Origin of the sequence: Kitasatospora aureofaciens, from assembly GCF_019192735.1 — a bacterium.
Classification (GTDB): Bacteria; Actinomycetota; Actinomycetes; order Streptomycetales; family Streptomycetaceae; genus Kitasatospora; species Kitasatospora aureofaciens_A.
Genome location: NZ_JAHTKP010000038.1, coordinates 1 through 18,364 on the forward strand (window position 1 = coordinate 1; position 18,364 = coordinate 18,364).

19 protein-coding genes and 1 pseudogene are annotated in these 18,364 nt (G+C 72.4%); 8 read left to right on the forward strand and 12 right to left on the reverse strand.

All coding sequences use genetic code 11. The features are described from left to right. Positions 1-379: amidohydrolase family protein (locus KV557_RS28475; RefSeq protein ID WP_218204390.1), on the reverse strand; the 379-nt coding region annotated here is incomplete at its 3' end. A gap of 150 nt (positions 380-529) precedes the next feature. Here KV557_RS28475 and KV557_RS28480 point away from each other — a divergent pair. The 5 genes and pseudogenes from KV557_RS28480 (at position 530) to KV557_RS28490 (ending at position 3,460) form a co-directional block, all read left to right on the forward strand. Next, positions 530-1,288 (forward strand): DeoR/GlpR family DNA-binding transcription regulator, encoded by a 759-nt coding sequence (locus KV557_RS28480; RefSeq protein ID WP_218204391.1) that lies wholly within the window; start codon positions 530-532, stop codon positions 1,286-1,288. 93 nt (positions 1,289-1,381) lie between these two features. Then, positions 1,382-1,567 (forward strand): annotated as a pseudogene (locus KV557_RS43085) (alpha/beta hydrolase); the annotation flags it as partial. An 89-nt stretch (positions 1,568-1,656) separates the two neighbouring features. Then, positions 1,657-1,791: a hypothetical protein gene (locus KV557_RS43090; protein ID WP_256178100.1), complete on the forward strand. Its 135-nt coding sequence runs from the start codon at positions 1,657-1,659 to the stop codon at positions 1,789-1,791. A 78-nt stretch (positions 1,792-1,869) separates the two neighbouring features. Beyond that, complete coding sequence (locus KV557_RS28485; RefSeq protein ID WP_218204392.1) at positions 1,870-3,033, forward strand: FHA domain-containing protein; 1,164 nt, start codon at positions 1,870-1,872, stop codon at positions 3,031-3,033. Between the two features lie 199 nt (positions 3,034-3,232). Beyond that, a complete protein-coding gene (locus KV557_RS28490; protein ID WP_218204393.1) occupies positions 3,233-3,460 on the forward strand; it encodes a hypothetical protein in 228 nt (75 codons plus the stop codon). Positions 3,461-3,676: 216 nt separating this feature from the next. Here the strand turns inward: KV557_RS28490 and KV557_RS28495 are convergent, their stop codons facing one another. The 4 genes from KV557_RS28495 to bioB form a co-directional block, all read right to left on the reverse strand. Further along, positions 3,677-4,123 carry a hypothetical protein gene (locus KV557_RS28495; protein ID WP_218204394.1) on the reverse strand — a complete coding sequence of 149 codons (447 nt, stop codon included), beginning with the start codon at positions 4,121-4,123 and terminating at the stop codon, positions 3,677-3,679. 77 nt (positions 4,124-4,200) lie between these two features. Continuing rightward, the gene (gene bioD, locus KV557_RS28500; protein ID WP_218204395.1) at positions 4,201-4,935 is read right to left on the reverse strand and encodes a dethiobiotin synthase; all 735 of its coding nucleotides are present in this window, start codon (positions 4,933-4,935) and stop codon (positions 4,201-4,203) included. Then, positions 4,932-6,236 carry an adenosylmethionine--8-amino-7-oxononanoate transaminase gene (locus KV557_RS28505; protein ID WP_218204396.1) on the reverse strand — a complete coding sequence of 435 codons (1,305 nt, stop codon included), beginning with the start codon at positions 6,234-6,236 and terminating at the stop codon, positions 4,932-4,934. The genes bioD and KV557_RS28505 overlap by 4 nt, the downstream gene beginning before the upstream one ends. Positions 6,237-6,258: 22 nt before the next feature. Then, the gene (gene bioB / locus KV557_RS28510) at positions 6,259-7,518 is read right to left on the reverse strand and encodes a biotin synthase BioB (protein ID WP_218204397.1); all 1,260 of its coding nucleotides are present in this window, start codon (positions 7,516-7,518) and stop codon (positions 6,259-6,261) included. A gap of 337 nt (positions 7,519-7,855) precedes the next feature. Here bioB and KV557_RS28515 point away from each other — a divergent pair, with 337 nt between their 5' ends. After that, the gene (locus KV557_RS28515) at positions 7,856-8,695 is read left to right on the forward strand and encodes a hypothetical protein (RefSeq protein ID WP_218204398.1); all 840 of its coding nucleotides are present in this window, start codon (positions 7,856-7,858) and stop codon (positions 8,693-8,695) included. A gap of 156 nt (positions 8,696-8,851) precedes the next feature. On the opposite strand, the gene KV557_RS28520 is transcribed toward KV557_RS28515, so the two are convergent. Beyond that, positions 8,852-11,344: a DEAD/DEAH box helicase gene (locus KV557_RS28520; RefSeq protein WP_256178087.1), complete on the reverse strand. Its 2,493-nt coding sequence runs from the start codon at positions 11,342-11,344 to the stop codon at positions 8,852-8,854. A gap of 240 nt (positions 11,345-11,584) precedes the next feature. Here KV557_RS28520 and KV557_RS28525 point away from each other — a divergent pair, with 240 nt between their 5' ends. Continuing rightward, positions 11,585-12,784, forward strand: a complete 1,200-nt coding sequence (locus KV557_RS28525; RefSeq protein ID WP_218204400.1) for an 8-amino-7-oxononanoate synthase — start codon at positions 11,585-11,587, stop codon at positions 12,782-12,784. Between the two features lie 17 nt (positions 12,785-12,801). Here the strand turns inward: KV557_RS28525 and KV557_RS28530 are convergent, their stop codons facing one another. The 6 genes from KV557_RS28530 to ligD all read right to left on the reverse strand — a co-directional run bounded on the left by KV557_RS28530 (position 12,802) and on the right by ligD (position 16,985). Then, positions 12,802-13,170, reverse strand: a complete 369-nt coding sequence (locus tag KV557_RS28530; protein WP_256178088.1) for a hypothetical protein — start codon at positions 13,168-13,170, stop codon at positions 12,802-12,804. 5 nt (positions 13,171-13,175) lie between these two features. Continuing rightward, positions 13,176-13,433, reverse strand: a complete 258-nt coding sequence (locus KV557_RS28535; RefSeq protein WP_218204401.1) for a hypothetical protein — start codon at positions 13,431-13,433, stop codon at positions 13,176-13,178. 107 nt (positions 13,434-13,540) lie between these two features. Further along, the gene (locus KV557_RS28540) at positions 13,541-14,407 is read right to left on the reverse strand and encodes a phosphotransferase (protein WP_308130127.1); all 867 of its coding nucleotides are present in this window, start codon (positions 14,405-14,407) and stop codon (positions 13,541-13,543) included. A 107-nt stretch (positions 14,408-14,514) separates the two neighbouring features. Continuing rightward, on the reverse strand, positions 14,515-15,165 hold the full coding sequence (locus tag KV557_RS28545) for a GNAT family N-acetyltransferase (protein WP_218204403.1): 651 nt from the start codon (positions 15,163-15,165) through the stop codon (positions 14,515-14,517). Positions 15,166-15,208: 43 nt separating this feature from the next. Continuing rightward, positions 15,209-15,892, reverse strand: coding sequence for a class I SAM-dependent methyltransferase (locus KV557_RS28550; RefSeq protein WP_218204404.1), 684 nt, complete (start codon positions 15,890-15,892; stop codon positions 15,209-15,211). Positions 15,893-15,977: 85 nt separating this feature from the next. Continuing rightward, a complete protein-coding gene (gene ligD / locus KV557_RS28555; protein WP_218204405.1) occupies positions 15,978-16,985 on the reverse strand; it encodes a non-homologous end-joining DNA ligase in 1,008 nt (335 codons plus the stop codon). A gap of 66 nt (positions 16,986-17,051) precedes the next feature. Here ligD and KV557_RS28560 point away from each other — a divergent pair, with 66 nt between their 5' ends. Beyond that, positions 17,052-18,113 carry an ATP-dependent DNA ligase gene (locus KV557_RS28560; RefSeq protein WP_218204406.1) on the forward strand — a complete coding sequence of 354 codons (1,062 nt, stop codon included), beginning with the start codon at positions 17,052-17,054 and terminating at the stop codon, positions 18,111-18,113. Positions 18,114-18,364 lie beyond the last annotated feature (251 nt).

The following is an 18,364-nucleotide window of genomic DNA, read 5'->3' on the forward strand; positions in this document are numbered from 1 at the left end:
GGCCCTCGAAGTGGATGCCGGCGAGTATGCCGTCCTCGACGAGTTCGGAGAGGACGGCGGCCTGGCGGGCGACGTCGTCGATCTCGCCGGTGACGGTGGAGGCGATCGTGGTGGTGGTGCCGTGTTCCAGGTGGGTGCGGGCTGCCCTGAGGGCTTCCTCGGCGATGCCGGAGGCGTAGGAGGCGCCGCCGCCGCCGTGGACGTGCAGGTCGACGAAGCCGGGGACGACGGTGTGGCCGGTCAGGTCCAGGTCGCCGACAGCGGCCTCACCACCGAACCTCGCAATCGTCGCGCCCTCGATGACCATCCGGTCGCCCTCGACGCCGCCGGGCAGGACCAGCCTGGCGCCGGCCAGGGCAAGGCTGTTGGGGGCGGTCATGCCCTGTTCCGATCACTGCAGCGTCTTGCATGCTCATATCTGACCATGTAGACATTGTAGCGAGCAGATATGCGCATCAACGGGTCGTACCCGTCAACCGCAGAGCCCCGGTGCGGGGAGGGCTCCCCAGACCTGACCTACACTCCGTCCATGCTCAAAGCTGATCGCGCCGCCCGGATCCTGTCCCACATCGCGGAGGCGGGGAGCGCAGACGTGCACGCGCTCTCGGAGCTGCTCGGGGTGTCGGGCGCGACAGTGCGCAGGGACCTCCAGGAGCTGCACGACCAGGGGCTGCTCCACCGCACCCGCGGCGGAGCCGTCACCGGTGCCGTCAACCTCGAACTCCCCCTGCGCCACCGCAGCGAGAAGCGGCAGGAGGAGAAGCGGCGGATCGCCCGGGCGGCGGCCGAGCTGGTCCCGGAAGGCGCCGTGGTCGGCCTGACCGGCGGCACCACGACCACCGAGCTGGCCCGCGTCCTCGGCGAGCGCGGCGGGATCACTGTGGTGACCAACGCCGTCAACATCGCGGCCGAGCTGATCGTCCGCCCCGAGATCCGCCTGATCGTGATCGGCGGCATCGCCCGGCCGGTCAGCTACGAACTGGTCGGCCCGGCCGCGGACCGCATGCTCTCGCAGTACCACTTCGATCTCGCCTTCATCGGCGTGGACGGCCTGACCGCGCACGAGGGTTGCACGACGCACGACGAGATGGAGGCCCAGACCGACCGCGCCTTCCTGCGCAGCAGCGCGCGTTCGGTCGTGCTGGCCGACAGCACCAAGGTCGGCCGGGTCACCTTCGCCTCGATCTGCCCGCTCGCCGACGTCCACGACCTGGTGACGGACGACGGGCTCACGGACGCCCAGGAGAGGGCCATCCAGGAGTGCGGCGTCCAGGTGCGCCGCGCGTAGGACGTCACGCCGTGCGGCCGAACGTGACTGTGGACGCCGTACAAGAAGGCCCCCGGCATCGTGGCGCGTGCCCACCGCTTCGCGGCGGAGACCTTGGCCGACGCCGCCGCGCGGATCACCGTCCCGGTGGAGTTCCTGGTGCAGTGGGACGACGAGAAGGTGTCGCGCGAGGCGAGTCTGGCGCTGTCCGACCTGTTCGGCTCGGCCGAGAAGACGCTGCACGCCAACCCCGGCAAGCACGCCGATGTCCCGCGGTTCGAACTGGACGACTCGATACGCCGGGTCCGACGGCCGGTTGCTGTGGCAGAGCCCGCATCGGGTCGCTCTGGTCGACGACCCCTACTGGACGCCGTTCACGGCGGCGGGCGGTGGAGCCCGCGCTCCCCGTCCCGTTCGGCGACCGGGTGCTGGTGCTCGACGACTGCGGAGCGCACGACCACCTGTGCCTGGTCGACGGCGAGACGGGGGCCTGCACAGGCGCCTGCACGCGTCCTGGGCGGTGACAGCGCGGTGCCTTGCTGTCCCTGTGGGGGCTCGCTAGCTTGAGCACTCCTGGTCGTTGAACGGGAGACCGCAGGGCGATGGACGAAATGCCGCCGACACAAGGGCAGTTGGGCCCGGCCGCACCCTACCTGGCCGACAATCCGATCCCCACCGGCGCCGTGGTCGACGTTTCGAACGTCTGCTGGTCGGAGCGCCTGCCGCCGCTGCGGCGGCACTTCCCGCTGCTGGACCGGCTGGAGCTGGTGTGCTCGGCCTGGCGGCGACGGTACGGCGCGGACAGTCCGCTGGTGCTGGTGGCCGACAACTCGCTGCGGCGCGCCCTGCTCCCGGAGGACGCCCGCGCGTTCCGGCGGATGGAGCGCGTCGGGCAGGTGCGGACCGCGCCCACCGCCGACCCGGTCCTGCTGGAGCTCGCCCGGGACCGGGGCTGGCACGTGATCAGCGAGGACCAGTTCAAGGACCTCCGCCGCCTGCACCCGTGGATCGAGCGATCCCCGTCGCGCTTCCTCTCCTGGGAACTGCGGGACGGCGAGGTGCGGTTGCGGCCCAGCGGCATCCGGCGGGTGCCGGCCCACGCCGTATCCCTGGCGGTGGAGCGCAAGGACCTCAAGCACGGCCGGCACATCGACCCGAGCGTCGCCGCACAGGAACGGGTCCTGCGCAGCCACTGGCGCTGCACCGCGAGGGGCTGCGTCAAGGCGTTCCTGTGGCCGGACCGGCTGCTCGACTGGCCATCCCTCGCCCGCGACGGCACCGTGGTCTGCAGCTGCTGCGGCTTCCCACTGGAGGAGGCCGGCCCACGGGGGACCACCCGCCTCTTCGTGGCCTCCGACGCCCGCACCGGCACGGAGTTCCTCCGCTTCCCGATCAGCCTGGGCAGCGCAGTGCAACTCGGCCGCGGCGACCTGACCCACGGCGTCAACCTCGCGGCGACCGAACTCCGCCCGCCCGAGGACGTCCGACAGGTGAGCCGGCGACACCTGATGCTCTCCCTGGAGGAGTCACCGAAGGGCCCGCTGCCCTTCGCAGTCGACCTGGGCTCGGGCAACGGCACCCTCCTGACCCGAGGCACCGAACGCCGCCTCGACCCCGGCGAGCGCATCGCCCTCCACACCACGGACCGCCTGGTACTCGGCGACGCAGTAGCCATCCGCCTCTCCGGCCGCCGCTACATCACCCCAGAAGAGGAGGCACCCCCATCCCTGGACGGCGCAGGCGGAGGCCTGACCGTCCTGGGCTGACCGGGATGGATTGACCGACTGCGCAGCTGCCCTGAACTGTGCCCGTGTCATCCAACGTCCAGGAGGTCTCCCGGCCTCCAGCACCCGTGATCTACTGCCCCGGGCTTCGAGCCTCGGCTCGAAGCCCGGGGGAGAGACGCTCAGATGTTTGGGACACCGAAGCCCGTTGGATCACGAACACCGAACAGTGAGATGCCCCATGAGCAGTATGATCGACAAGATCACGGCCGAGGACCGTCGCGACGCAGCCGACATCCTCGACGATCTCCAGGCCGTCCTGCACGCCGCCGAGGTGAAACTCCCCTCCCTCGGCATCGACTGGCAGTCGGCCAAAGCCACCGGCATCATCCTGATCGACCTGGGCGGCGCCCGGCCGGACGTCATCGAGCGCCTGGTGCTCGTCCTCCGCAGGGGAATGCGCCAGTAGCTGCGGCCGTCGCGGCAATTACCGTGATTAGCTTGGCGCTTGCGGGTGCCGCAACCCTTGCGGTGCCCGCTGATGGGTCGATCGCGGCAACCGTGCTGGTGTTCTTTCTCGTCTTCCTCGCTTCGTCCACCGGGGGCCTTTCGGTTGCGGCGTGGTGGATGAATACTCAGAAATGACAGAGGTGGGGGCTCTCTGGAGCCCCCACCTCATGGTGCCTCAGGGGTTGTTCAGCGCGTACGTCCGGAACGTCGCGAGCAGCGGCAGGACTTCCGTCTTGTTCGGGTCCTCCGTCACCGCGCGCATCGCGTCGATGACCACGTGCGCGATGGCCTTCGTCACCACCAGGTCGTCCGGCGCCGCCACCGCGCCCCACGCCTTGAGTGCCTGGGTCAGCAGCGCGCTCATCCGGGCGCCGATGTTGGCGCTGACCGCGTCGGACAGTTCCGCGATCTCCTCGTCGCTCATCGTCGACCGCAGTCCGAAGGCCAGCGCCATCAGCGTGTCCATCGCGTGCTCGCCGTACGCCGCCACCAGCGCCGGCAGCGATCGCTCGCCCGTCCCGCCCTCCGCGAGGGCGGACAGCGCCTCGTCGTCGTCCTTCCACGCCGCCTCCAGGGCGGCCAAGGCCCGAAGAGCCTCGTCTACCGTCAGCCCATCTGTCATGGAAAGAACGGTATTGAGCCCTACCTCCCCCGCACATGGTTCGGGGGCCGACATCACACGTTCGAGCGAAGCCGGGCTCATTCCGGCCAGTGCGACTCCGTGAAGTGCTTCGCATCCCATGTACCGCCCAGATCGGGCGCCAGGGAGACGACCGCCAGCGCGGCGAAGTCGGCGGAAGAACCCGCGCGTTCGGGGAGCGCGCCGAGCAGGGGTGCACCGGCCGAGCGCGGCAGGTCGACGAGGTTGCAGCGATCGGCGAGCCCAGGGTCGGACGGCCAGGAGCCGACGACGACCCCCGCCAGCGGCAGTTCCCGCGCCGCCAGCGCCTCCGCCGACAGCGCGACGATGTTCAGCGTCCCGAGTCCGGCCGACGCGACCAGCAACACCTCGGCCGGCAGTCCGGCATCGCGTACCGCCCGTGCCTGGTCGGCCAGCGTCCGCCCGTCCTCGTCGTACCGGACGAGCAGCCCGCCCGCGCCCTCGACGAGTACCAGGTCGTGCGACGCAGCCAACTCTGCTACGGCAGCAGCCACTTCGGAGGGGGACAAGCACGGCAGGCCTGCCCGACGGGCCGCCATGTCCGGGGCCAGCGGCTCCGGGTAGCGCACCAGCTCACGGAGCGTCAGTTCGCCTGCCAGCCGCCGGACTTCCTCCGCGTCCCCGGGCTCGCCAGGCCCGACACCCGTCTGGCCCGGCTTGAGCATCGCCACGCGCAGGCCGCCCTGCAGGGCCGCCGACGCAACGGCCGCCGTGGTGACCGTCTTCCCGACTTCGGTGTTCGTCCCCGTGACGAACAGGATCCTCGCGCTCATCCCGCCACCGCCGCAGCGGTCACGGCGGCAGCGATACGTGCCACGTCCTCGTCCTCCGTCACGTACGGCGGCATCGTGTAGATCAGGTCGCGGAACGGCCGCAGCCACACACCCTCCCGCGCTGCCGCCTCCGTCGCCGCCACCACGTTCACCGGGTGGTCCAACTGCACCACGCCGATGGCACCTTGCACACGCACGTCCCGTACGCCCGGGATGTCGGCAGCAGAAGCGAGCCCGTCCACCAATCCCGCCTCGAGGCGCTTCACCTCGACCTGCCAGTCCTGCCCCAGCAGCAGGTCGATGGACGCGTTGGCGACCGCGCACGCCAGCGGGTTGCCCATGAACGTCGGCCCGTGGGCCAGGACCGGCATCTCGCCGCGGCTGATCCCGTCCGCGATCTCGCTCGTGCACAGGGCGGCCGCGAGCGTCAGGTATCCGCCCGTGATCGCCTTGCCGAGGCACATCACGTCCGGCGAGACCCCCGCGTGTTCGGCGGCGAACAGCGCGCCGCTGCGCCCGAATCCGGTCGCGATCTCGTCGAAGACGAGCAGCACCCCGTGCCGGTCGCAGAGTTCGCGCAGCATGCGCAGGTAGGCGGGGGAGTGGAACTGCATCCCGCCCGCGCCCTGCACGACCGGCTCGACGATGACGGCGGCCAGTTCGTCCGCGTGACACTTCATCAACTCCTCAAATTTCGAGGCGTATTGAGCATCCAGCGGAGCATCGAAACCGGCCGGCGGCTGCGGCGCGAAGAGCTGCCCGGGCAGCACCCCGCCCCACAGGTGGTGCATGCCGCCGTCGGGGTCGCAGACGGACATCGGGTGGAAGGTGTCCCCGTGGTAGCCACCGCGCCACGTGAGCAGCCGGCGCTTCTCCGGGCGGCCGATGGACTGCCAGTACTGCAGGCACATCTTCATCGCGACCTCGACCGCGACCGAGCCCGAGTCGGCCAGGAAGACGTGCTGCAGTGGCTCCGGTGTGATCTCCACCAGCCGGGCCGCCAGCCGGACGGCGGGCTCGTGGGTGAGCCCGCCGAACATCACGTGGCTCATCCGCCCCAGCTGGTCGCGCACGGCCTCGTCCAGGACCGGGTGCCGGTAGCCGTGGATAGCCGCCCACCAGGACGACATCCCGTCGACGAGCTCGCGCCGCCCGTCCGCGACGGGCTCGGCGAGCCGCAGCCGGACGCCCGACGCGGACTCCACCACGAACGGGGTGACGGTGCCGGGCATCGGGCCGTACGGGTGCCAGACGTGGGCGCGGTCGAGGGTGAGCAGCGTGTCCGCGGACAGCTGGGGCATGATGCGTAGATCTCCAGAACTATCAGGCATTGGGGGCGAGTTCGGTACCGGCGCCGCGAAGGCGGACCTTGACGAGATCGCTGCGCAGTTCGTCGGCCGAGTCGCGCGAGTAGGCCGAGTCGCCCGAGTCGCCCGACTCGTCAGCGGTCTCCGACACGGGCGCGTCGTGCGAGTGTCCGCCGCACGGACCGCACCCGCCCCCGCTGCCGCACGCCGAGGCCGCGCTGCCACAAGCCGAAGCCGCGGTGCCACAACCCGACGCGGCAGCGGCAACATCCGCCCGGTGCCGGGGCAGCGTCGCCTCGCCCGCGCCCTCGACCTCGAAGCCCGCGTCCTTGATCATGTCGAGGTCGGTCTGCCCGGCCTGGCCCTCGCTGGTCAGGTAGTCGCCGAGGAAGATCGAGTTCGCGATGTGCAGGCCCAGCGGCTGCATCGACCGCAGGTGCACCTCGCGCCCGCCGGCGATCCGCACCTCGGTGTCCGGGTTGACGAAGCGGACCATCGCCAGGATGCGCAGGCAGCGCTGCGGGGTGAGGTTCCACTCCTTGGCGAGCGGAGTGCCCTCGAACGGGATGAGGAAGTTGACGGGGACGGAGTCCGAGCCGAGCTCGCGCAGCGCGAAGACGACGTCGACCAGGTCCTCGTCCGTCTCGCCCATGCCCGCGATCAGGCCGGAGCAGGCGGACAGGCCCGCGCCGTGCGCCTTCTGCACGGTGTCCACCCGGTCCGCGTAGGTGTGGGTGGTGGCGATGTCGCCGTAGGTGTTCTCGGAGGTGTTGAGGTTGTGGTTGTACGCGTCGGCGCCGGCCGCCTTCAGCCGCTCCGCCTGGTTGTCGGAGAGCAGGCCAAGGCAGACGCAGATCTCGACCTCGGGGTCGGCGTCCTTGATGGCGGCCATGGTGTCGGTGACCCGGTCGATGTCGCGGTCCGTCGGGCCGCGGCCGCTGGCGACCAGGCAGACCCGCTTCGCGCCGCCCGCGACGCCCGCGCGCGCCGCGTCGGCGGCCTGGTCGGGCTTCAGCCAGGTGTACTTGAGGATCTCGGCCTTGGAGCCCAGTCGCTGGGAGCAGTAGTTGCAGTCCTCGGGGCAGAGGCCGCTCTTCAGGTTCACCAGGTAGTTGAGCTTGACCCGGCGGCCGAACCACCGCCGGCGCACCTTCCCGGCGGCGGCGACCACGTCCAGCAGCTCGTCGTCGGTGGTGGCGAGGACGGCCAGAGCCTCTTCGCGGGTCGGAGCTTCGCCGCGCAGGCCCTTGGCGGTGAGGGTATCGAGCAGATCCATGGGGCTGATCCTGCCTGCTGGTGTTCGGCTGACGCCAGAGCAAACCCACCAGAAGATCGGCAGGAGGATGTGCCACTTACCACAGTGTCGAAGCTCACGGCTACGGCGCTGGTCAGTCCCCTTGACGGGGGCGCGGACCCTGGGTTACCCGCCGGTAGCAGTCGCCGGTGCCGCACCGGTGCCGCACCGGTGCCGCACCGGTGCCGCACCGGTGCCGCACCGGTGCCGCATCGGTGACTCGCCGGCGCCGCGCCGGTTCAGCGTCGGCGCCGGACGATGATCGACAACCGCCCACCCCGTGATCCAGGCCACCCGACGGTTGCTTAGAATCTGCGCCATGACCACGCAGGGGGAGCGCACCCCGACTCCGGGAGACGGCCAGGAAGGCCGGGCAGGGCGGCGATTCGGCGGCGGCGCCGGCGCGTACCGGGGCGGGCGGCTGACAGCCCGCCGGATGGTGGGCTGGACGGTCGTCGTGGGCGTGGTCGTCGCCGGCGGCTGGATCATCACCCGGCCGACGCCCGGCGACTTCATACCCGGGCTCGGTCCGTCCAGCAAGGACGCGACCAAGACGCCGCCGGTCGTGGGCGCCCCGCCGCCGCCCACCGACCCCGAGGCCCTCAACGTCGAGACGTACTTCCCGTCCCAGCGCCTGATCGAGATGGGCGCCTACAAGGGCAAGCGCAACGGCGTGCGGCGCGGCGAGAACTGCGTCGAGGCGCAGCAGGACCGCGGCCAGGAGCTGCTGAAGAACAGCGGCTGCCAGGCCTACCTCACCGTGAGCTTCACCGGTCAGGACAAGCCGGTGCTCAGCAGCGTCACCGTCCTGCGATTCGCCGACCAGGCCACCGCCGTCAAGGCCGCCGACGCACTGCGCGCCAAGCCGGGCGCGCTGGCCTTCATCCTCCCCGACGCCAACGAGGCGCCGGCCCCCTCCGCGAGTGCGGCTCCCAAGCCCGGCACCGAGCCGCGGGTCGAGGCGGTCGGGCACTACGTGACGGTGACCAGCTCGCGCCTCCCCGAGGGCCAGACCCACACGCCGGGGGCGACCCCGAGCACCCCGCCCGCCGCGACGCCGGCGCCGTCCGGTTCGCCGGCCCCCACCCCCGAGCAGATCCTGGACGAGGCGACCCGCGCGGTGTCGTACTCGGCGGGCTCGCAGTTCGTCTGGATGTAATCCACCCACGAAACGGGCAAGCGCGAAGGGGCCCGGCAAGAACGAAACAGGGGCCCGTCAAGCGCGAAACGGGGGCCCGGCAACTGCAAAGCCGGGCCCCCGTAGGCAAACTGACGAGCCGTCAGCCGTCAGCCGTCAGCCGTCAGCCGTCAGCCGTCAGCCGCCCAGCCGGTCCACCGCCGTGACCCGCAGCACCGCCCGGCCCTCCTCGTCCGAGCCGTACAGGTCGACCTCGGCGCTGATGCCCCAGTCGTGGTCGCCCTCCGGGTCGTCGAAGATCTGCCGGACCCGCCAGGAGGAGTCCTCCTCCTCGATGATCAGCATCTTCGGGCCGCGCGCGTTCGGGCCGGTGCCGAGGTCGTCGTACTCCTCCCAGTACCCGTCCATGGCGTCCGCCCAGCGGTCCGCGTCCCAGCCGTAGTCGCCGTCCAGGTCGCCGAGTTCGTCGTAGTGCTCCAGCGCGCACAGCTCCACGCGGCGGAACATCTCGTTGCGCACCAGCACCCGGAACGCCCGCGCGTTCGCCGTGACCGGCGCCGGCTTGTCGTCCAGCGCCACCTCGGGGGCCTGCGGCTCGGTCGGGTTGGCGAGCTGCTCCCACTCGTCGAGCAGGCTGGAGTCGACCTGGCGGACCAGCTCGCCGAGCCAGGCGATGACGTCCTTGAGGTCGTCGGTCTTGACGTCCTCGGGGACGGTCTGCTCCAGCGCCTTGTACGCGCCCGCCAGGTAGCGCAGCACGATGCCCTCGGTGCGCGCCAGATCGTAGTGGCCGACGTAGTCGGAGAAGGTCATCGCCCGCTCGTACAGGTCGCGGACCACGGACTTCGGCGTCAGCTGGTGGTCGCCGATCCACGGGTGCGCCCGGCGGTACACCTCGTAGGCGTGGGTGAGCAGCTCCTCCAGCGGCTTCGGGTAGGTGATCTCCTGGAGCCGCTCCATCCGCTCCTCGTACTCGATGCCGTCGCGCTTCATCTCGCCGACGGCCTCGCCGCGCGCCTTGTTCTGCTGCGAGGCGAGGATCTGGCGCGGGTCGTCGAGCGTCGCCTCGACCACCGACACCACGTCCATCGAGTACGACGGCGAGGTCGGGTCGAGGAGTTCGAAGGAGGCCAGGGCGAAGGTGGAGAGCGGCTGGTTGAGCGCGAAGTTCTCCTGCAGGTCCAGCGTCAGGCGGACGATCCGGCCCTCGGCGTCCGGCTCCGGCAGGCGCTCGACCACGCCGCCCTGCAGCAGCGAGCGGTAGATCGCGATCGCGGTGCGGATGTGGCGGCGCTGGGCGGAGCGGTCCTCGTGGTTGTCGGTGAGGAGCTTGCGCATCGCCTCGAAGGCGTTGCCCGGGCGGCCGATCACCGACAGCAGCATCGCGTGGCTGACCTTGAAGCGGGAGACCAGCGGCTCCGGGTCGGCGGCGATCAGCTTGTCGAAGGTCTCCTCGGTCCAGCCGACGAAGCCCTCCGGCGCCTTCTTCCGGACCAGCTTGCGCTTCTTCTTCGGGTCGTCCCCGGCCTTCGCGATCGCCTTGTCGTTCTCGATCACGTGCTCCGGCGCCTGCGCCACCACCTGGCCGACGGTGTCGAACCCGGCCCGGCCGGCGCGTCCGGCGATCTGGTGGAACTCGCGGGCGCGCAGGATGCGGACGCGGGTGCCGTCGTACTTGGAGAGGGCGGTGAACAGCACCGTGCGGATCGGCACATTGACGCCGACGCCGAGCGTGTCCGTCCCGCAGATGACCTTCAACAGGCCCGCCTGGGCGAGGCGTTCGACCAGCCGACGGTACTTCGGCAGCATGCCCGCGTGGTGCACGCCGATGCCGTGGCGCACGAAACGGGACAGGTTGCGGCCGAACTTGGTGGTGAAACGGAAGTTGCCGATCAGCGTGGCGATGGCGTCCTTCTCCGCCTTCGAGCACATGTTGATGCTCATCAGCGACTGCGCGCGCTCCACCGCCTCCTTCTGCGTGAAGTGCACGACGTAGACCGGGGCCTGGCCGGTCTGCAGCAGCTCCTCCAGGGTGTCGTGGAGGGTGGTGCGGCGGTACTCGTAGAACAGCGGCACCGGGCGGGTCGCGTTGCGGACGACGGTGGTCGGACGGCCGGTGCGGCGGGTCAGGTCCTCCTCGAACCGGCGCACGTCACCGAGCGTCGCGGACATGAGGAGGAACTGCGCCTGCGGGAGTTCGAGCAGCGGGATCTGCCACGCCCAGCCGCGGTCCGGCTCCGCGTAGAAGTGGAACTCGTCCATGACCACCTGGCCGATGTCCGCCCGGGTACCGTCCCGCAGCGCGATCTGCGCCAGCACCTCGGCCGTGCAGCAGATGATCGGCGCGGTCGGGTTCACGCTCGCGTCGCCGGTCATCATGCCGACCTGCTCGGTGCCGAACATCTTGACCAGGTCGAAGAACTTCTCCGAGACCAGGGCCTTGATCGGGGCGGTGTAGAACGTCCGCTTCCCCTCGGCGAGCGCCGCGAAGTGCGCCCCCGCCGCCACCAGGCTCTTGCCCGAACCGGTCGGCGTCGCCAGGATCACGTTGTTCCCCGACACCAGCTCGATCAGCGCCTCCTCCTGCGCCGGGTACAGCGTGATCCCCCGCTCCTCCGCCCAGGCAGCGAAGGTCTCGTACAGCGCGTCGGGCGTGGCGGGCTTCGGCATCAGATCAAGGAGGGTCACCCGGCTATCTTGCCTGTTCGCCGCCACCCCGGGCAAAGCCCGGGGCTTCCGGGCCCTCGGCCTTCCCCTTGTCGATCCCTCCGCAGATCCCTTTGTCGAGCCCTTGCCGATCCGTTGTCGCTCCCTTGCCGCTCCCTTGTAGATCCCGGCCGGCTGGAGATGCCGATCATGTGCCCAGGCGCACATTGCCCGGTGTTCGGCGGGCGTGCCAGAGTGCCGGGCATGGCCCACCCCCTCGCGTCCGAACCGCACCCCTCCGTCCTCGCCCCGGCGGACGTCTTCGACTGGCTCGACGAGGCCGCCGCGCTGCGCGCCGATGCCGGGCTCACCCGCACGCTGCGCAGCCGCGAGGCCGAGGACCCGGTGCTCGACCTGGCCGGCAACGACTACCTCGGGCTGACCCGGCACCCGGTCGTCACCCGGGCCGCGGCCGACGCCGCGCTGCGGTGGGGCGGCGGCTCGACCGGGTCGCGGCTGGTCACCGGGACGACCGCGCTGCACACGGAACTTGAGGAGGAGCTGGCCGAGTTCTGCGGGGCGGAGGCCGCGCTGGTGTTCTCGTCCGGGTACACCGCCAACCTGGCCGTTCTCACCGCGCTCACCGACCCGGACACGCTCATCGTGTCCGACGCCTACAACCACGCCTCGCTCATCGACGGCTGCCGGCTCGCGCGGGCGGACGTCCAGCGGGTTCCGCACAGCGACCCGGAGGCCGTGCGGGGAGTGCTCGGGGAGCGGACGCAGAGGCGGGCGCTCGTCGTGACGGACTCCGTCTTCTCGGTGGACGGCGATGCCGCCCCGCTGCCCGCGCTCTCCGCCGCCGCCCGTGCGCACGGCGCCGCACTGCTCGTCGACGACGCGCACGGGCTGGGCGTCCTCGGCCCGGGCGGGAGTGGGGCGCTGGCAGCGGCCGGGCTCGCCGGGCAGCCGGACACCGTCGCGACGGTGACCCTCTCCAAGTCGCTCGGCTCCCAGGGCGGCGCCGTCCTCGGCCCCCGCCGGGTCATCCGCCACCTGACGGAGACCGCCCGCACCTTCATCTTCGACACCGGCCTCGCCCCGGCCGCCGCCGGCGCCGCCCTCGCCGCCCTGGGCCTCCTGCGCGCGGAGCCCCAGCGCGCCGACCGCACCCGCGAGGTCGCCCGGTCGCTGGCGGCCCGACTGACAGCGGCCGGCCTGCACGCCTGCGAGCCGGACGCGGCTGTGGTGTCCGTGCGCGCCCCGGGCCCGGAGGCCGCCGTGGCCTGGGCCGCCGACTGCCGCCGGGCGGGCCTCGCGGTCGGCTGCTTCCGCCCGCCGTCCGTCCCGGACGGGATCTCGCGGCTGCGCCTGACCGCCCGAGGTGACCTGACGGACACGCAGATCGACGACGCGGTACGGATCATCGCCGACCTGGCCCCTGCGGGCGCCCGCGTGGGCTGAAGGACCGGCGGGTCCGATCAGGGGCTGAGGTCGATGATCCGTACGGGGTGGCCGGTCCAGCGCCCGGCGTCGGTGGTGGCGATGATCGCGCCGTCCGGGCGGTCCGCGGTGGGTGAGGCGGCGTAGCGGGTGTGGGCCTGGGCCCAGGTGGTGTCGGCGGCCACGGTCAGGGCGGCGGAGAGGTCGAGGTCGAGGACGGTGACGCCGGGCAGTGCGGCCAGGTGCTCGGCCGTGCCGGGTCGGGCGCGGTCGGCTTCCACCAGGGCGCAGGCGGGAGCGTAGAGGTACCAGCCGGGCTCGGCGTGGGCCCGGTGGATGAGGCGGGAGGCCAGCAGGTTGCCGCGGCCGGCTGCAACCATGGCGGTGTCGTCCAGGACCACGTGCAGTTCGGTCACCGGGTCGCCGCCCGGGCCAGGCGCCGGTCGAGTTCGACGTCCAGCTGCTCGGTGTGCGCGGGGTCGGGGTCGTAGCCGTTCCACGTCTTGAGGGCGGCGCGGGCCTGTTCGGCGCGCTCGGCGCGTTCGTCGGGGGTGAGCAGGGTCTCGGCCAGGTGGGCGAGGTAGGCGCGCAGCGACAGGTGCTCGGCGGCCGCAATCGCGGCGAGCCGGTCGCGAGCCTCGGCCGGAATCCGAATGTTGGCGTCAGCCATGGGGTGCTCCCTTCGGTCACTGCCAGCGTACGGGTACGCACCCGTACCCGCCACCCGTTTGCGAGAAGCACTGACGGTGTTCGGCGGCGTCTGCTGGTTCCTGCCGGCTATGACAGGCCGGTGAGGCGCGCCGACAGGCCGGCGAGGCGCGCCAGGAACGCCGTGCCCGCGTCGTCGCGCCCGGCGGCGAGCCGCGGGGCGACGATGACCGGGGCGGTCGCCCGGCACCAGGCCAGCGTGCGGGCCGGGTCGGAGCCGGGGACGAGGGCGGACAGCTCGGTGATCCGCGCTTCGAGCGACGCCTGCTCGGTCACGCCGTCGAGCACCCAGTCGACCAGGTCGAAGTCCGGGTCGCCGAGCCTCGCCCGCGGGTCGATGGCGACCGGCCCGCCCGGGCCGTCGAGGACGTTGCCGGGGTGCAGGTCGCCGTGGACCAGCGCGACGGGGCCACCGGCCGCGAGCGACAGGGCGGCCGCCCGCGCCGATGGCGGGACCACCCCGGGGGCGCGCCGCTCGGTGAGGTCGAACAGGAAGTCCACCCGCTCGGCGAGCGACGGCAGCGCCACTCCGGCCACGGGGACGGACCGCAGCGCCGTCAGCAGCCCCGCGACCTCCTCCAGCCGCCACGACCGTTCCCGCAGCGTCGTCCCCGGCGCCACCCCCGCCAGCAGTAGCGCGCCCGTCGCCGGGTCGTGCGCGAGCAGCGGCACCACGGACGGCAGCCCCGACCACGCCCACAGCGCGGCCTCCTCCTCGGCCGCCACCTGCTGGTCCGGCGTGAGCTTGAGCCAGACGGTGGCGCCGGCGCCGTCCGTGCAGCGGAACACCCGGGCCGTCCCGCCGCCCCCGGCCGCCGCCACGGTCAGCCCCCACCGTTCGGCGAGCCCGTCGACGACGGACGGCAGCGCGTCGCACCAGGCGGAGGCGGACGGGCCGAAGCGGACGGCCAGCTGGGCGCGGACGTCCTCCGGCACGGAAACCAAGGAAGCCAAGGAAGCCGAGGAAGCCAAGGAAGCCAAGGAAGCCGAGGAAGCCAAGGAGGCCGAGGAAGCCGAGGAACCCGCCGAGGAACCCGGCGACGTCACGGCCGCCCCACCACGAGCAGTGTCTCGGCGCCGACCGGCTTGTACCCGGCGGCCTGGAAGGCCCGGACGCTGGTGGCGTTGCCCGGCGCCTGCTGCGCCCAGATCACGTCGCCCTCCGGCAGGAGGTGCCGCGCCGCCGTGGCCAGCGCCCGGCCGAGGCCGCGGCCCCGCGCCTGCGGGTCGACCTCGATGGCGGCCTCCCAGCGGCCGGCGACGCCGCGCCCGAGGACGAGGACGCCGCCGTCGGCGGTGAACACCCGGACGTCCTCGCGGTAGCGCAGCGCGCGCACCACGCGCGGGTGCTCGCGGTCCTCGACCGGGGCCAAGGAGACCGGCGGCGGGCCGGGGAGGCGGTGGGCGACGGTGAGCAGGTCGATGTTGTTGACGATGCGCCCGGTGCGCTCGGCGAACGCGGTGAGGAAGGGCGGACAGAGCGGCGCGGCCAGCGGATCGCTCGGCACCGCGGCGAGCGTCTCGTGCACCCAGGCCGGGTCCTCGTCCGTGAAGACCACCGCGTGGGCGGAGAACGACAGCACCCCGGCCTCGCGCTCGGACGGTTGCGGGACGACCGTCACCGAGCCGTCCGATGGCGGGAAGATCCCGCCCGCCGCGTCCGCCAGGATCCCCGCCAGCCCCCGCGCGCCCATGCGTACCCCTCCGTCGCCCGTTGAAGGCGCCCAGGGTAGTTGATCACCGCGGCCCGGACGGCGTCCGGTGGACCAGCAGGTACCGCCAGAACAGCAGCCGCCGCATCCGGTGCCCCGGCAGGTGCTCCGCCGCGTACGCCCGGACCTCGGCGAACGACCCGGCCGGGGCCATCGTCGGCGCGGACGGCGGAGAAACGGACGCCTCAGAAACGGACGCCCGAGAAACGGCCCGACCAACAGAGCGCTCGCGGACGAACACCCCGACCCGGCACACCGCGTTCACCGGCACCGCCGCCAGACTCACCACCCGGTCCCAGGCCGACGCCTCCCGGTAGCACCCGAGCACCACCAGCACCCCGCCGGGCGCCAGCGCGTCCCGCAGCGTCCGGAGCGTGTCGAGCGGCAGGTGGTGGAGGCTGGCCAGGCAGGAGATGTAGTCGTACGTGCCGGGCGGCAGGCTGAGCGCGGCGACGTCCGCCTGCCGGAAGTTGACCCGCCCGGGAAGCCCGGGAGGCCCGGGAAGCCCGGGACGCCCGGTACCGGCCACGCCCCGCGCCGCCGTGATCACCCCCGCATCGCGGTCGACGGCGTCCACGTCCACGCCCCGCCGCGCGAGCCGCCGGGCGAAGGTGCCCGTGCCGCAGCCGACGTCCAGGGCTCTGCGGGCGCCGGGCGGGAGTTGGCGCAGCAGCAGGCGGTGGTAGTGGTCATTGTGGTCGAACGGCACCGCGCCATCATGTCACCGGCCGCGATCGACGCCGGCCGCGATCGACACCAGCCGCGATCGACACCAGCCGCGATCGGCGCGGACGCTACGTCTTCCGCGCCCGGCTGGGCTGGACCCTGGTCGGCTCGCCCTCGGCCTTGGGATGGTCTGGCGGGTACGGGAGTTCGCCGAGGCCCTCGTCGCGCAGTTGCTTCTCGTACAGCTCCAGCAGCGCGTCCAGCCGGTACGCCGTCCCGTCCATCTCCGCGTTCAGGTCGCCGAGTTCGGCGAACCGGGCGGGGACGGTCCGCAGGTCGAAGTCCTCGGGCGAGGCGTCGTCGAGCTCCTCCCAGCGCAGCGGGGTGGAGGCGGTGGCGCGGGGGCGGGCGCGCAGCGAGTAGGCGGAGGCGATGGTGCGGTCACGGGCCATCTGGTTGTAGTCGACGAAGATCCGTTCGCCGCGTTCCTCCTTCCACCACGCGGTGGTGACCCGCCCGGGCATCCGCTGCTCCAGCACCCGGCCGAGCGCGATCACCGCGTGCCGGCCGTCGGTGAACGTCCACAAGGGCTCCAGCGGGACGTACACGTGCAGGCCGCGCCCGCCGGAGGACTTGGGCCAGCCGCGCAGCCCGAACTCGGCCAGCAGGGCGCGCAGTTCGTGGGCGGCGCGGACGGCGTCGCGGAAGTCGGTGCCGGGTTGCGGGTCGAGGTCGACGCGCAGCTCGTCGACGTGGTCGGTGTCGTGTCGCCGGACCGGCCAGGGGTGGAAGGTGAGGCAGCCGAGGTTGGCGGCCCACAGGACGGCGGCGGGCTCGGTGGGGCAGATCTCGTCGGCGGAGCGGCCGCTGGGGAAGTTGATCCGGGCGGTCGGCAGCCAGTCCGGCAGGCCCTTGGGGGCGCGTTTCTGGTAGAAGAACTCGCCCTCGACCCCGTCGGGGAAGCGCTGCAGCGTGGTCGGCCGGTCGCGCAGCCCGCGCAGCACGCCGTCGGCGACGGCCAGGTAGTACTGCGCGACGTCCAGCTTGGTGAACCCGCGCTCGGGGTAGTACACCTTGTCCGGGTTCGACAAGCGGACGGTGCGCCCGGCAACATCCAGTTCCACGGCGGAGCCCATGCCTCTCACGCTAAGCGCGCCGCGCCCGGCGCGCGCCCCGAGGTGGTTGGGCCGAGGATCGAAGGCATGGACCTGCCCGTGATGCCGCCGGTGGCGCCGATGCTCGCCAAGTCGGTGGCCAAGATCCCGCCGGGGATGCAGTACGAGGCCAAGTGGGACGGCTTCCGCTCGATCGTGTTCCGCGACGGGGACGAGGTCGAGCTCGGCAGCCGCACCGGCAAGCCGCTGACCAGGTACTTTCCCGAGCTGGTCGAGGCCTTCAAGCAGGAGCTGCCGCCGCGCTGCGTGCTGGACGGCGAGGTGGTGATCGCCCGGGACGGCCGGCTGCGGTTCGAGGAACTGCTGGAGCGCATCCACCCGGCCGCGAGCCGGGTGAAGCTGCTGGCGGAGAAGACGCCCGCCTCCTTCGTCGCCTTCGACCTGCTCGCCCTCGGTGACGTCTCCCTGCTGGACGAGCCACTGTCGGTGCGGCGCCCGGCCCTGGAGTCGGCGCTCGGCGGCGCCGCGGACCCGGTGTTCACCGCCCCGGCCTCGACCGACCGCGCGCTGGCGCAGAGCTGGTTCGCCGAGTACGAGGGCGCCGGGCTGGACGGGGTGGTGGCCAAGCCGCTGGACCAGCCGTACCGCCCCGGCGAGCGGACCATGTTCAAGATCAAGCACGAGCGCACCGCCGACTGCGTGGTGGCCGGCTACCGCGAGCACAAGAGCGGCCCGGTGGTCGGCTCGCTGCTGCTCGGCATCAACGACGCCGAGGGGCGGCTCCAGCACGTCGGCGTCTGCGCCGCGTTCCCGATGGCCCGCCGCCGCGAGCTGGCCGAGGAGCTGGCGCCGTTGCGGATGACCGACCTCGCCCAACACCCTTGGGGCGCCTGGGCGGACGAGGCCGCGCACGCGGAGGGCAGGCTGCCGGGGGCGGTCAGCCGGTGGACCGGGGGCAAGGACCTGTCCTGGGTGGCGCTGCGGCCGGAACGGGTGGTGGAGGTCGCGTACGACCACATGGAGGGCAGCCGTTTCCGGCACACCGCGCAGTTCCGCCGCTGGCGGCCGGACCGCACGCCGGAGAGCTGCACGTACGCGCAGCTGGAGGAGCCGGTCTCGTACGATCTCCGCCAGGTGCTGGGTATCTGACGGTCAGGCACGTCCTGGGCTGGTGTCGCCACCGCCGCCCCGCGCTCCGCCGAACGGGTGAGCACCGGCACGCCGCAGCCGCCCCCGGGCCCGGCTCGGGCACGATCGTTCAGCCCAGCTGTGGTCGCCCTTAAGAATTCCTCGATGGACCGCACCCCCTCCCACCAGGCAGATTGCTGCCTGCCCGGAGGTGCGGCTGCCAGGAACGGCCGCTCCGGGCCCCGTCGGCCTGCCCACGCCCGCAGGCCGCC

Excerpts from the sequence above, each read along its gene's own strand:
- bioD (WP_218204395.1), bottom strand. The coding sequence starts at position 4,935 with ATGAGCGCGAGGATCCTGTTCGTCACGGGGACGAACACCGAAGTCGGG.
- KV557_RS28525 (WP_218204400.1), top strand. The coding sequence starts at position 11,585 with ATGGCCCACCCCCTCGCGTCCGAACCGCACCCCTCCGTCCTCGCCCCG.
- KV557_RS28490 (WP_218204393.1), top strand. The coding sequence starts at position 3,233 with ATGAGCAGTATGATCGACAAGATCACGGCCGAGGACCGTCGCGACGCA.
- bioB (WP_218204397.1), bottom strand. The coding sequence starts at position 7,518 with ATGGATCTGCTCGATACCCTCACCGCCAAGGGCCTGCGCGGCGAAGCT.
- KV557_RS28485 (WP_218204392.1), top strand. The coding sequence starts at position 1,870 with ATGGACGAAATGCCGCCGACACAAGGGCAGTTGGGCCCGGCCGCACCC.
- KV557_RS28560 (WP_218204406.1), top strand. The coding sequence starts at position 17,052 with ATGGACCTGCCCGTGATGCCGCCGGTGGCGCCGATGCTCGCCAAGTCG.
- KV557_RS28520 (WP_256178087.1), bottom strand. The coding sequence starts at position 11,344 with ATGCCGAAGCCCGCCACGCCCGACGCGCTGTACGAGACCTTCGCTGCC.
- KV557_RS28480 (WP_218204391.1), top strand. The coding sequence starts at position 530 with ATGCTCAAAGCTGATCGCGCCGCCCGGATCCTGTCCCACATCGCGGAG.
- KV557_RS28545 (WP_218204403.1), bottom strand. The coding sequence starts at position 15,165 with ATGGGCGCGCGGGGGCTGGCGGGGATCCTGGCGGACGCGGCGGGCGGG.
- KV557_RS28535 (WP_218204401.1), bottom strand. The coding sequence starts at position 13,433 with ATGGCTGACGCCAACATTCGGATTCCGGCCGAGGCTCGCGACCGGCTC.
- KV557_RS28495 (WP_218204394.1), bottom strand. The coding sequence starts at position 4,123 with ATGACAGATGGGCTGACGGTAGACGAGGCTCTTCGGGCCTTGGCCGCC.
- KV557_RS28515 (WP_218204398.1), top strand. The coding sequence starts at position 7,856 with ATGACCACGCAGGGGGAGCGCACCCCGACTCCGGGAGACGGCCAGGAA.
- ligD (WP_218204405.1), bottom strand. The coding sequence starts at position 16,985 with ATGGGCTCCGCCGTGGAACTGGATGTTGCCGGGCGCACCGTCCGCTTG.
- KV557_RS28505 (WP_218204396.1), bottom strand. The coding sequence starts at position 6,236 with ATGCCCCAGCTGTCCGCGGACACGCTGCTCACCCTCGACCGCGCCCAC.